Source organism: Burkholderiales bacterium, assembly GCA_036262035.1.
Lineage (GTDB): Bacteria > Pseudomonadota > Gammaproteobacteria > Burkholderiales > SG8-41 > JAQGMV01.
Window position 1 is genome coordinate 305483 of the sequence record DATAJS010000031.1, and the last position, 12591, is coordinate 318073.

12 protein-coding genes are annotated in these 12591 nt (G+C 66.8%); 3 read left to right on the top strand and 9 right to left on the bottom strand.

All coding sequences use genetic code 11. The annotated features are described in order from the left end of the window. Both VHP37_31375 and VHP37_31380 read left to right on the top strand, forming a co-directional pair. Entirely contained in the window at positions 1 to 462 is a 462-nt protein-coding gene (locus VHP37_31375; protein HEX2830878.1) for a type IV pilin protein, read from the top strand. 21 nt (positions 463 to 483) lie between these two features. Next, complete coding sequence (locus VHP37_31380) at positions 484 to 1056, top strand: TonB family protein (GenBank protein ID HEX2830879.1); 573 nt, start codon at positions 484 to 486, stop codon at positions 1054 to 1056. A 7-nt stretch (positions 1057 to 1063) separates the two neighbouring features. Here VHP37_31380 and ispH read toward each other — a convergent pair whose 3' ends face one another. From ispH to VHP37_31415, 7 genes are all read right to left on the bottom strand, one after another. Beyond that, positions 1064 to 1993, bottom strand: a complete 930-nt coding sequence (gene ispH / locus VHP37_31385) for a 4-hydroxy-3-methylbut-2-enyl diphosphate reductase (GenBank protein ID HEX2830880.1) — start codon at positions 1991 to 1993, stop codon at positions 1064 to 1066. A 24-nt stretch (positions 1994 to 2017) separates the two neighbouring features. Beyond that, complete coding sequence (gene lspA / locus VHP37_31390; GenBank protein HEX2830881.1) at positions 2018 to 2503, bottom strand: signal peptidase II; 486 nt, start codon at positions 2501 to 2503, stop codon at positions 2018 to 2020. Continuing rightward, on the bottom strand, positions 2496 to 5372 hold the full coding sequence (gene ileS / locus VHP37_31395; protein HEX2830882.1) for an isoleucine--tRNA ligase: 2877 nt from the start codon (positions 5370 to 5372) through the stop codon (positions 2496 to 2498). Before ileS ends, lspA begins: the two co-directional genes overlap by 8 nt. A gap of 30 nt (positions 5373 to 5402) precedes the next feature. Then, positions 5403 to 6356 (bottom strand): bifunctional riboflavin kinase/FAD synthetase, encoded by a 954-nt coding sequence (locus tag VHP37_31400; GenBank protein ID HEX2830883.1) that lies wholly within the window; start codon positions 6354 to 6356, stop codon positions 5403 to 5405. 68 nt (positions 6357 to 6424) lie between these two features. After that, positions 6425 to 7174, bottom strand: a complete 750-nt coding sequence (cobA, locus tag VHP37_31405) for a uroporphyrinogen-III C-methyltransferase (GenBank protein HEX2830884.1) — start codon at positions 7172 to 7174, stop codon at positions 6425 to 6427. Between the two features lie 4 nt (positions 7175 to 7178). Beyond that, on the bottom strand, positions 7179 to 7682 hold the full coding sequence (locus tag VHP37_31410; GenBank protein ID HEX2830885.1) for a DUF934 domain-containing protein: 504 nt from the start codon (positions 7680 to 7682) through the stop codon (positions 7179 to 7181). Then, positions 7630 to 9330, bottom strand: a complete 1701-nt coding sequence (locus tag VHP37_31415) for a nitrite/sulfite reductase (protein HEX2830886.1) — start codon at positions 9328 to 9330, stop codon at positions 7630 to 7632. Before VHP37_31415 ends, VHP37_31410 begins: the two co-directional genes overlap by 53 nt. A gap of 103 nt (positions 9331 to 9433) precedes the next feature. Between VHP37_31415 and VHP37_31420 the strand changes: the two genes are divergently transcribed. Further along, entirely contained in the window at positions 9434 to 10375 is a 942-nt protein-coding gene (locus tag VHP37_31420) for a CysB family HTH-type transcriptional regulator (protein ID HEX2830887.1), read from the top strand. A 97-nt stretch (positions 10376 to 10472) separates the two neighbouring features. Here VHP37_31420 and VHP37_31425 read toward each other — a convergent pair whose 3' ends face one another. Both VHP37_31425 and murJ read right to left on the bottom strand, forming a co-directional pair. Further along, on the bottom strand, positions 10473 to 10994 hold the full coding sequence (locus VHP37_31425) for a TlpA disulfide reductase family protein (protein HEX2830888.1): 522 nt from the start codon (positions 10992 to 10994) through the stop codon (positions 10473 to 10475). 10 nt (positions 10995 to 11004) lie between these two features. Next, positions 11005 to 12540 (bottom strand): murein biosynthesis integral membrane protein MurJ, encoded by a 1536-nt coding sequence (gene murJ, locus VHP37_31430; GenBank protein HEX2830889.1) that lies wholly within the window; start codon positions 12538 to 12540, stop codon positions 11005 to 11007. Between the last annotated feature and the right edge of the window lie 51 nt (positions 12541 to 12591).

A 12591-nucleotide genomic window follows, 5' to 3' on the forward strand; every position in this document is an offset into this window, starting at 1 on the left:
ATGCCGCGCAAGCGCACGGTCGCGGGGTTCACGCTGATCGAGCTGCTGGTGGTCGTGGCGATCGTCGCGATACTCGTCGCGGTCGCCTTGCCGTCCTATCTGGAGCACGTGCGCAAGGCCAAGCGCGCCGAAGGCAAGACCGCCCTGCTCAAGGCGCTGCAGCTCGAAGAGCGCGAATACACCAGCGCCGGCACTTACACGACCGACCTCGGTCGGCTCTTCGGCATCGGCAACGGCAATCCGGTGAGATCGGGCGAGGACCCGACTACGGGCAACTACGATCTCGTGGCGGCCGTCGATCCCACCAACGGCAACGATCTCGCGCAGGGCGTGATGATCACCGCCACACCGCGCAGCGCTGTGTTCACCGATCCGGACTGCGGAAACCTCGTACTGCGCAGCACCGGCAAGCGCGAGTTCACCGGCACCAGCCCGAAAGCCACGATGGACTACTGCTGGTAATCAGTACGGCGCGCCGAGCGCATGGTCCTGTCCGTTCCCCTCCCGCCACGCCTGCGCAGGCTGGCGGCGTTCGTCGCCGCGTCGCTCGCCCTGCACGCGGCGACGCTCGTGACCGTGTCGCCCTCGGGTGGGGCTCGCGCGCCTTTCCGCGGCGCCGTTCCTTCGGAGCCGCTGCACGCGACCATCGAGCCGCGCCCGGCGTCCGGCTACGACGCGCAAAGCCCGGCGGCCGCTCGCGAGCTGGAAACCCGGACCGACTCGCGGCAAGGCGTGCGCGGCGGCGCCGACATGCCTTTCCCCGAGAAGTGGTACACCGCAAGCGAGCTCGACGTGCGCGCGGCGCCGCTCGGCGAGGTTTTCCTCGACTACCCCGAAGAGCTCGAAGGCACCGGGATACCGGGCCGCGTGCACCTGCTGCTGTTCATCGACGAGCGCGGCGTCGTGCGCAGGATGCACATCGTGGACGCGGAGCCGGCGAAGCTTTTCGACAAAGCGGCGACCCGCGCGTGGCAGGATGTCCGGTTCTCGCCCGCGCTCAAGGGCGGCGTGGCGGTGAAAAGCCAGAAGCTGCTGGAGCTCGACTTCCGGCCCTGAAGCGGCATCAGGCTTTGGCGAGCGCCTTGGGCAGCGGGAAGGTCACTTTCTCTAGCGCGCCCTCGAGCTCGCGCACCTCGGCCGCGCCGAGCGTTTGCAGCTTCTCGATCACCTCTCTGACCAGTACTTCGGGCGCCGAGGCGCCGGCGGTGATGCCGACGACGTTCTTGCCGGCGACCCACGCAGGATCGAGCTCGCCGGCATTGTCGACCATGTAAGCCGGGATGCCGGCATGCTGCGTCGCGACCTCGCGCAGCCGGTTGGAGTTCGAGCTGTTGGGCGAGCCCACGACCAGCACCACCTCGCACACTTCGGCGAGCGCCTTGACCGCGTCCTGCCGATTCTGGGTGGCGTAACAGATGTCGTCGCGGCGCGGCCCTACGATCGTCGGAAAGCGCTCGCGCAGCGCGTCGATCGTACGGCGCGCATCGTCCATCGAAAGCGTGGTCTGCGTCACGAAGGCGAGGTTGTCGGGGTCGGCGACCTGCAGCGACGCGACGTCGTCGGGGCTTTCGACGAGGTACATGCCGCCCTGAGACTGGCCCATCGTGCCTTCGACTTCCGGGTGGCCGGCGTGGCCGATCATCACGATCTCGCGGCCCTGCGAGCGCTTCTTCGTGACCTCGACGTGGACCTTGGTCACGAGCGGACAGGTCGCGTCGAAGACGCGAAAGCCTCGCGCCTCGGCCTCGCGCCGCACCGCCTGCGATACGCCGTGCGCGCTGAAGACGACGGTGCTGCCTGCGGGCACCTCGTCGAGGTCCTCGACGAAAATGGCGCCCTTGCTGCGCAGATCGTCGACCACGAACTTGTTGTGGACGACTTCGTGGCGCACGTAGATAGGCGCGCCGAACTGCTCCAGCGCGCGCTCGACGATCTCGATCGCACGGTCGACGCCGGCGCAGAATCCGCGGGGTTTTGCGAGCACGACTTGCATGACGTTGCCTTCCGGTTGAGCCGATTATGCGCGTTTCGCGTTCGACGGCGTGTCGCGCGGTTTGGTTCGCAGCGCGTCGAACACGAGCAGCACCGCGCCGCAGCTGATCGCGATGTCGGCGACGTTGAAGGCGGGCCAGTGCCAGCCCGCCGCGTGGAAATCGAGGAAGTCGACCACGGCGCCGATCGTGATGCGGTCGATGACGTTGCCGAGCGCTCCGCCCAGGATCAGCGCGAGCGCGAGACAGAACACGACGTCGTGCGCGTGGCGGCGCAGCAGCCAGCCGATCCACACCGACGCGACGATCGCGATCCCGGTGAAAAGCGCGCGCTGCCAGCCGCCGGCATCGGCGAGCAGGCTGAACGCCGCGCCTTTGTTGAAGACGAGCAGCATGTTGAAAAAGGACGTGATCTCCTTCACCTCGTGCACCGCGAACGCCTGCATCACCCAGTGCTTGGTGAGCTGGTCCAGCACGATGATCAGGGCGGAGAGCCCGAACCACTTAAGCATGGATGCGGACCTCGCCGGCGCCGAAGAGGTTGGAAGCGCAGCGCCCGCAGATCTCCGGGTGCGCGGCGTCGGCGCCGACGTCGGCGCGGTAATGCCAGCAGCGCTCGCATTTCGCATGAGCGGTCGCGGCGACCGAGAGCTTCACGCCCGGCAGCGCGGTTTCGGAAGCGCCTTCGGCGACGCCGTCCGTCACCTCCGCCTGCGAGGTGATGAAGACGAAGCGCAGGTCGTCGTCGAACGAGCGCAGGAACTCGGCGGCTTCGCCTTCGGCGTGCAGCGTGACCTCGCCGGCGAGCGACGAGCCGATCTTCCCCGCGACGCGCAGCGCTTCGAGCTGCTTCAACACGTCCGAGCGCAGCGTGCGCAGCCGCTGCCAGCGCTCGCGCAAGAGCTCGGCATCGGCCGGCAGCGCATGCTCGTACCACGTCTGCTCGAACACGCTCTCCTGCGCGTCCCTATTCAGCACCTCCCACACCTCCTGCGCGGTGAACGAGAGGATGGGCGCCATCAGGCGCGTGAGGCTTTGAGTGATGTGATAGAGCGCGTTCTGCGCCGAGCGGCGCGCATGCGAGGCCGCGGGGGCGGTGTAGAGCCGGTCCTTCAGGATGTCGAGGTAGAACCCGCCGAGGTCCTCCGAGCAGAACGTCTGCAGCCGCTGGGCGACGAGGTGGAACTCGTAATCGCCGTAGTGTCCGCGCGATTGCGGATCCTTGTCGCCGAGCGCCGAAGGCGTGAGCGCCGACTGGAGGTCGCGCGTCATCACCCACGCGTAGCGATCGATCTCGAGCCAGTCGGCGATCGGGAGCCGATCGCGCGCGTGATCGTAGTCCGCGAGGTTGGCGAGCAGGAAGCGCAGCGTGTTGCGGATGCGGCGATACGACTCGACCACACGCTTCAGGATCTCCTTTGAGATCGACAGCTCGCCCGAGTAGTCGGTGGCGGCGACCCACAGGCGCAGGATGTCCGCGCCGAGCTCGTCCATCACCTGCTGCGGCGCCACCACGTTGCCCTTGGACTTGCTCATCTTCAGGCCTTTGCCGTCGACGACGAAGCCGTGGGTGAGCAGCGCCTTGTACGGCGCGATGCCGTCGGTCATGCACGAGACCAGCAGCGACGAGTGGAACCAGCCGCGATGCTGGTCCGAGCCTTCGAGATAGAGGTCCGCGGGGTACGCGCTCTGCTCCTCGTGCGAGCCGCGCAGCACGGTGTAGTGCGTCGCGCCCGAGTCGAACCACACGTCGAGCGTGTCCTTGATCTTCTCGTAATACGGCGCGTCGTCGCCGAGCAGCTCCTCGGCGGTGATCTTCTGCCACGCTTCGATGCCCTGCTCTTCCACCTTCTTCGCGACGACTTCGAGGAGCTCGAGGGCCTTGGGATGCAGCTCGCCCGTCTCCTTGCGCACGAAGAACGGCATCGGCACGCCCCACTGCCGCTGGCGCGACAGCGTCCAGTCGGGACGGTTGGCGATCATGCCGTGCAGGCGCGCCTTGCCCCACGCAGGATAGAACTGGGTCGCTTCGACGCCGCGCAGCGCGGTCTCGCGCAGCGGCTCCCCGGGCGTCGTACCCTTGTAGCCGGGCACCTCGTCCATGCCCGCGAACCACTGCGTGGTCGCGCGCAGGATGATCGGCGTCTTGTGGCGCCAGCAGTGCATGTAGCTGTGGACGTAGTCGCTCTTGGCCATCAGCACGCCGCGCTCGGCCATGAGCTCGACGATCTTCGGGTTGGCTTTCCAGATGTGCAGGCCGCCAAAGAACGGCAGCGAGTCGACGTAGCGGCCGTCGCCCATCACCGGCGTGAGGATGTCGTCGTCCTTCATGCCGTAGGCGCGGCACGAGTTGAAGTCTTCCACGCCGTACGCCGGCGCGCTGTGCACGATGCCGGTGCCGGTGTCGAGCGTGACGTACTCGCCCAGATAAACCGGCGAACGGCGGTCGTAGAACGGGTGCTTGAACTCGATCAGCTCGAGCGCGCGCCCCTTGGCGGTAGCCAGGATGCGCGGCTCTTCCAGCCCATAGCGCTGCGCGATCTCGCCGCGCTCGAAGATATCTTTCGCGACGATGAGCAGCTTGTCCCTGGTCTCGACCAGCGCGTAGTCGATGTCCGGGTGCATGTTGAGCGCCTGGTTCGCGGGGATGGTCCAGGGCGTCGTGGTCCAGATCACCGCGTAGCCGGGCTTGTCAGGCAAAGACGTCAATCCGAATGCAGCCGCGATTTTTTCAGGCTGTGCGAACGGGAACGCGACGTCGATCGCCGGATCCTTGCGGTCTTCGTACTCGACTTCGGCTTCGGCGAGCGCCGAGCGGCAGTCGAAACACCAGTTGACCGGCTTGAGACCGCGATAGACGTAACCGCGCTCGACGATCTTGCCGAGCGCGCGGATCTCGTCGGCTTCGTTGCGGAACGCCATCGTGAGATACGGGTTGTCCCATTCGCCGAGGACGCCGAGGCGCTGGAAATCCTTCTTCTGCCTCTCGACCTGCTCGGCCGCATAAGCGCGGGCGAGACGCTGCGTCTCCTCGGCGGGCAGGTTCTTGCCGTGCAGCTTCTCGATCTGCACCTCGATCGGCATGCCGTGGCAGTCCCATCCCGGCACGTACGGCGCGTCGAAGCCCGAGAGCGATTTGCTCTTTACGATGATGTCCTTGAGGATCTTGTTGACCGCGTGGCCGATGTGGATGTCGCCGTTGGCGTACGGGGGACCGTCGTGCAGCACGAAGCGCGGACGCCCCGCGCTCGCCTTGCGGATGCGCTCGTAGAGCTTGCGCTCCTGCCACTGCTTCAACATGAGCGGCTCGCGCCTGGCGAGATCGCCGCGCATGGGAAAAGGCGTATCGGGAAGATTCAGCGTGTTCTTGTAATCGGCCATTCGTCGTTCGATGGTGAGAGCGCGGCGGCGTCAGCCGAGCCGCGCGCGGGGCGCGGCGTCGAGCCGCGCGAAATAGGCGCGTGTTTCCGCGACGTCGGCGGTGATCTGCGCCTTGAGCGCGGTGAGATCGGCGAACTTCTGCTCGTCGCGAAACTTGTGCAGGAAATCGACGCGCACGCGCGCGCCGTAGAGGTCGCCCTCGAATTCGAGGAGGAACACCTCGAGCACCGGCTCGCCGTGCTGCTTGACGGTCGGCCTGACGCCGAGGCTCGCGACACCGCGCGCCGGCGCGGCATTCGCGCGCTGCACTTCGACTGCGAAGATGCCCATGAGCGGCGGACGGTTGTGCGCGATGCGCACGTTGGCGGTGGGGTAACCGAGCTCGCGGCCGAGCGCGTCGCCGTGAACGACCGTCCCGCTGATGCTGTACGGTCTGCCGAGCAGTTGCGCGGCACGCGTGATCTCCCCCTGCTCCAGCGCCTTGCGGACCGCCGTGCTGGATGCGCGCTCGTCGCCGACGATGACGCTGGTCATCGCGTCGACTTCGTAGCCAAGCTCGGCCGCACGGCTCTTCAGGAGCGTGAAATCGCCGGAGCGGCGCGCGCCGAAGCGGAAATCGTCACCGACGAGGAGGTAGCGAACGCCCAGGCCCCGCACGAGCACGCGCTCGACGAATTCGTCCGCGGGCACCTGTGCAAGCCTGTAATCGAAGCGCAGCACGTACGCGCGCTCCAGACCCTGCTCGGCCAGGAGCTCGAGCTTCTCGCGCAGGCTCGTCAGGCGGGCCGGCGCCTGGTCGGGTGCGAAGAACTCGCGTGGATGCGGCTCGAACGTCATTGCGCACGGCGGGAGGCCGCGCTCGCGCGCGGCATCGCGCAACCGCGACAGCATGGCCTGGTGGCCGAGATGCACGCCGTCGAAGTTGCCGATCGTCAATGCGATGGGGGAGGAGGCAGCGCGCGGAACGCTGCGCAGGACACGCATGGTGCGCGCTACGGTAAAAGCTTGAATTGTAGCGGCTTTTGCGTGCTCCGGTCCAGACCGAGCGCGCTTTACGCGCAGCGAACGTCGGGTTGCGCGAGCGCTTCGGCTTCGAGCGCTGCGTAGACCTCGCCGAGGAGGATCAGCGCCGGCCCGGTGAGGGCGGCGTCCGCGATCCCGGGAAGATTCTGGAGCGTGAAGGTGAAGCGCCGGCGCGAGTCGAGGCTCGCGTTCTCGACCACCACGACCGGCATCGTCGGCGCGACGCCCGCTGCAATGAGCGCTTCGGCGATCGCCTGCGCTTCGCCCGCGCCCATATAGATCACCGCGGTGTCCGCCGCGGCGGCGGCGCGCGCCCAGTCGTTCGGCTTTTCGCCGACGCCGACGCGCGGCGTGAGGAACACCACGCTGCGAGCGAGACCCCGCTGGGTGAGCGACACACCGATCTCGGCGCTCGCGGCGAGCGCCGCAGTAACGCCTGGTACGACCTCGTGATCGATGCCCGCTTCGCGCAGCGCGGTGAGCTCCTCGTGCGCGCGGCCGAAGAGCATCGGGTCGCCGCCTTTGAGGCGCACGACCATCCGATGCTTGCGCGCGGCGTCGACGAGGCGCTTGTTGATGAAACGCTGCGCGGCCGAATGCCTCCCGCTGCGTTTACCCACGGCGACCCGCTCGGCGCGCTCGGCGAGCGCGATGGTACCGGGATGCACGAGCGCGTCGTGAAAGACGATGTCGGCGCGGCGCAGGACTTCGGCCGCGCGGATCGTGAGGAGATCGGGCGCGCCGGGACCGGCGCCGACGAGATAGACCTTGCCGTTCATGTCCTCACGCCGCCTCGCGGCGGCGGAACAGCGGATAGGGCTGATCGACCGAAGTCTGATAGCGCTCGCTGAAATCATCGAACGCGGCGAGCGCGGTGTCGACGTCCTCGCCTTCGCGCAATGCGAGCGCGTCAAAGCCGCAGCGCGTGAGGTAGAAGACCTGGTCGCGCTGGATGTCGCCGACCGCGCGAAGCTCGCCGCGCCAGCCGTAACGCTCGCGCAGGATGCGCGCGATGCTGTAGCCACGGCCGTCGGTGAAGCTCGGGAAGCGAACGGCAATCAGCGAAACGTGCGCGAGGTGCTCCGCGATGTCGGCGGGCTCGTCGTTACCCGCGAGCCATACGCCGACGCGGCCGCGCGCGATCAACGCCTCGCGCGAAGCTTTCCAGACGGCAAGCGGGACGATGACGTCGCCGCTCGCGGGAACCTCGGGAACCGCGCCGTCGGCGCCTTTATCAAGCAGCAGCCAGCTGTCGGCCGCGAGCTTTCGATCCTTGATGAGCGCCATACACGTTTTCCTTGAAAGGCTCCAATCCGATGCGGCGCGCGACGTCGATGAAGCGCTCGGCTTCGCTGTCGCGGTTCGCGAGATAGACCTCGATCAGCTTCTCGACGACGTCGGGCACGTCCTCCTGGGACACCGAAGGCCCGAGCACCTTGCCGAGCGCAGCGTCGTTACCCTGGTTGCCGCCGATCGAGATCTGATAGAACTCCGCGCCCTGCTTGTCGACGCCGAGGATGCCGATGTGGCCGATGTGATGATGGCCGCACGAATTCATGCAGCCCGAGATATTGAGGTCGAGCTCGCCGATGTCGTAGACGAAATCGAGATCGTCGAAGCGACGCTGGATCGCTTCCGCCACCGGGATCGACTTCGCGTTCGCGAGCGAGCAGAAATCGCCGCCGGGGCACGAGATGATGTTGGTGATCAGCCCCAAGTTCGGCGTGGCGAGACCGAGCGCGACCGCTTCCTGCCAGATCGCATGGAGATCGGACTGTTTGACGTCGGAGAGGAGCAGGTTCTGCTCGTGCGTCACGCGCAGCTCGCCGAAGCTGTACTTGTCGGCCATGTCGGCCACGGCGTCCATCTGCTCGGACGTGCAGTCGCCCGGCGGCACGCCGGTCTTCTTGAGCGACAGCGTCACCGCGGCGTAGCCCGGCATCTTGTGCGGATGCACGTTGCGGCGCGCCCACGCGGCGAAGCGCTTGTCGCGGCCGAGCGCGAGCACGTACGCGCTCGACAGCGCTTCGAGCTTCTCGTACGAAGGACGCGTGAAGCGCGCGGTCACGCGGTCGACCTCGCGCTGCGTGAGGGTGCCGGGGCCGTCCTTGGCGTAGGCCGTCCAGTCGGCTTCCACTTCGGCGCCGAAAGCCTCGGGCGTGCGGTCCTTCACGAGGATCTTGATGCGCGCCTTCCACTTGTTGTCGCGGCGGCCGTAGCGGTTGTAGACGCGCAGAATGGATTCGCAATAGGTGAGCACGTGCTGCCACGGCAGGAACTCGCGGATCACCGCGCCGAGGATCGGCGTGCGGCCCAGGCCGCCGCCGACGAGCACCCTGAAGCCGATCTCGCCCGCGTCGTTGCGCACCGCCTGCAGGCCGATGTCGTGCACCTGCAGCGCGACACGGTCCTCGGTCGCGCCGGAGATGCCGATCTTGAACTTGCGCGGGAGGTACGCGAACTCGGGATGGAAGCACGCCCACTGGCGCACGATCTCGCACCACACCAGCGGATCGACGATCTCGTCCGGGGCGATCCCCGCGAAGTGATCGCTGGTGATGTTGCGGATGCAGTTGCCGCTGGTCTGGATCGCGTGCATCTGCACCTTGGCGAGCTCGCCGAGGATTTCCGGCACGTCCTTCAATTCCGGCCAGTTGAGCTGGCAGTTCTGACGGGTGCTGAAATGGCCGTAGCCGCGGTCGTACTTGCGGGTGATGTGAGCGAGCGCTCGCAACTGTCGCGACGCCAGGATGCCGTAGGGGACGGAGATCCGGAACATCGGCGCATGTCGCTGAATGTAGAGACCGTTTTGCAGCCTCAGGGGCCTGAACTCGTCTTCCGAGAGACGGCCGGCGAGGAAGCGGCGGGTCTGATCGGCGAACTGCCGGACCCGCTCGTCCACCATGCGTTGATCGATTTCGTCGTAGATATACACGCTGCTCTCCCTCCAGAGCCGCCGATCATACGCCGCCCCATATAGCTCTAAAGAATATTGTGTTAGAGTTACATAACCACACGGTCTTAGCAGGATGGGTCCGATGAAATTGCAGCAGCTGCGCTATCTACGCGAGGTCGTGAGGCGCGGTCTGAACGTGTCCGAAGCGGCCGAGGCGCTGTACACGTCGCAGCCCGGCATCAGCAAACAGATCCGCATGCTCGAGGACGAGCTCGGAGTGCAGATCCTGGTGCGGCACGGCAAGCGGGTTGTGGATTTGACCGAGCCCGGCCGGATCATCGTGGAGATCGCCGACCGCATGCTCAAGGACGCGGACAGCCTGCGCGCGGTCGGGCAGGAGTTCGGCACCGAGGACACCGGCGCCCTGACGCTCGCCACGACGCCGACCCAGGCCCGTTACGCGCTGCCGCCGGTGGTCCAGCAGTTCATCAAGCGCCACCCGCGCGTGCGGCTCTCGCTGCGCGAAGGCAGTCCCGAGCAGATCATCGAGCTCGTCACCGGAGGCGTCGTCGACATCGGCATCGTCACCGAGTCGTATCCCGAGCAGCCCACGCTCGTGCTGCTGCCGTGCTACCAGTGGAACCGCGCGCTGATAGTGCCGATGGACCACCCGCTGCTCAAGGAAAAGCCGCTCACGCTCGAAGCGATCGCGCGCTACCCCATCGTCACCTACGACTTCGCGTTCAACGACGACTCGCCGATCCGCAAGGCTTTCGACGGCCGCAATCTCAAGCCGAACGTCGCGCTGACGGCGGTCGACGCCGACGTGATCAAGTCGTACGTGGAGCTCGGCGTGGGCGTGGGGATATTGGCGAAGATGGCGTACGACGAGGCGCGCGACACGAAGCTGCGCCTGCTCGACGCAGCGCAGCTCTTCGAGCCGAGCACCACGCGCATCGCCATACGCAAGAATGCTTACTTACGGCGCTACGTCTACGACTTCATCGAGCTCTTCGCGCCGCATCTGTCGCGCTCGGTGGTGGAGAAGACGATGCGGGGTCCCGCCGAATCCTACGAATTGTAGGATTCGATTTTGCGTAGCGGCGATAGCCGCTTGAGCGCGCCTTTGCGCCCGTAGCCGCGGCCGCGCCGGCCCGCGCGGCGAAGAGAGGCCTCGCCTTTTATCCCCCGGCGATGAGCTGGGAAATCGTGCCGATCACCGCGTCGCTGTCCCAGTCGAGATCGCCCACGATGCGATAGCGCACGCGGCCGTCGGGACCGATGATGAAAGACACCGGCAGGTAGCGCACGCCCCAGTTGCGCGAGACCGTTTTGTTGGGATCCATGGCGATCGGCAGATCAAGCCCCGTCTCCTTGACGAACCTGCGCACGCGCGCGTCCGGCTCGTCGAGGTTCACCGCGAGCACGGCGAAGCCCTTTGCGCCGAGCTTGTCGCGCAGGCGCTGGATCGACGGCATCTCGAGTCGGCACGGCTCGCACCACGTCGCCCAGAAGTTGATCAGCACGACCTTGCCGCGGTAGGCGGCGAGATTGTGGGAGCCTCCGTCCAGCCCTTTGAGCGACAGCGCGGGCGCCGGTCCGCCGCCCCACGGCGCGAGCGCCGGCGCAGCGTGAACCGCGGCTGCGAACAGCCACGCACACAGCGTCGTCAGACAGCACAGCAGGCCGTGCCGATTGCGCATCCACATCCTCCTATTCGGCCGCGCGATGGTGAAAGTCGCGCAACCGGAAACCGATGAGCCACAGCGTCGCGAAATAAGCGCCGGCCCCCGCCGCCACGACCACGCACAGCCGCAGCACACGTTGCTCCGCGCTCGCACCGACCCAATCGCTCGCCGCGCCTGTAGTGAACCACAGCGCCGCCCCCATGACGAACAGCGCCAGCGCGAGCTTCCATCCGAAAGCGAGCCATCCCGGCGACGGCGCGTAGATGCCTCTTCGCACGAGCAGCGTCAGCAGCGCGCCCGCGTTGAGGCACGCCCCGAGGCTGGTCGCGAGCGCAAGCCCCGCGTGGCGCAGCGGCAGTATCAGCGCGGCGTTCATCAGTTGCGTCGCGATCAGCGTGACGACGACGATGCGCACCGGCGTGCGTATGTCCTGCCTCGCATAGAACGCCGGCGCGAGCACCTTGACCAGGATCAGCGCGACGAGGCCGACGCTGTAGGCGATGACCGCGTCGCGCGTGGCAAAGGTGTCCGCGGGGGAGAACGCGCCGTACTGGAAGAGTGTCGTTATCAGCGGCACGGCCAGCAGCGCGAGCGCCACCGCCGCCGGCGCAGCGAGCAGCAGGGTGATCCTCAAGCCCCAGTCGAGCAGCTTCGAATAGTCTTCGGGCGAGCTCGTCGCGTAATGCTTCGAGAGGCTCGGCAGGAGAATCGTTCCGAGCGCGACGCCGAGCATGCCCGTGGGGAATTCCATCAGGCGGTCCGCGTAGTAGAGCCACGAGACGCTGCCCGTCACCAGGAAAGACGCAAAGATCGTGTTGATGACGAGGCTGACCTGCCCGAGCGAGACGCCGAACACCGCGGGCGCCATCTGCCGCAGCACCCGTCGAACCCCGTCGTCGAGCCTGGGGCGGAAGCGCGGCAGCATGCGGATCTTCATCAGGAACGGCAACTGGAAACCGAGCTGCAGCACCCCGCCCGCGAATACCGCCCACGCCAGGGCGAGCACCGGCGGATCGAAATAGGGAGCGGCCCAGAGCGCGAACGCGATGAACGAAAGGTTGAGCAGCACCGGCGTGAAAGCCGGCACCGAGAAGCGGCTGTAGGTATTGAGGATGCTGCCCGCGAAAGCGGTCAACGAGATGAAGAGGATGTACGGGAACGTGATGCGCAGCATCTCGACCGCGACGGCGTACTTCGCCGGATCGCCCAGGAAACCGGGTGCGGTGACGTAGATGATCACCGGCGCCGCCACGATGCCGATCGCGCTCACCACGAACAGCGTGACTGCGAGCACGCCGGAGACGTGATCGACCAGGAGCCGTGTATCCGCCTCACCGCGCTTGTTCTTGTATTCGGCGAGAATCGGGACGAAAGCCTGCGAGAACGCGCCTTCGGCGAACAGTCTGCGCAGCAGGTTGGGCAGGCGGAAAGCGACGAAAAAAGCGTCGGTGGCGATCCCGGCGCCGAAAATCCGGGCGATGACCGCGTCGCGCACGAAGCCCAGCACCCGCGACACGAACGTCATCCCGCTGACGGTCGCCAGAACCTTGAGTAAATTCATCTTCTTATGGGGGTCCTGCGGCGGGGTCAGACAGCTTGCCAAATGCGGTGT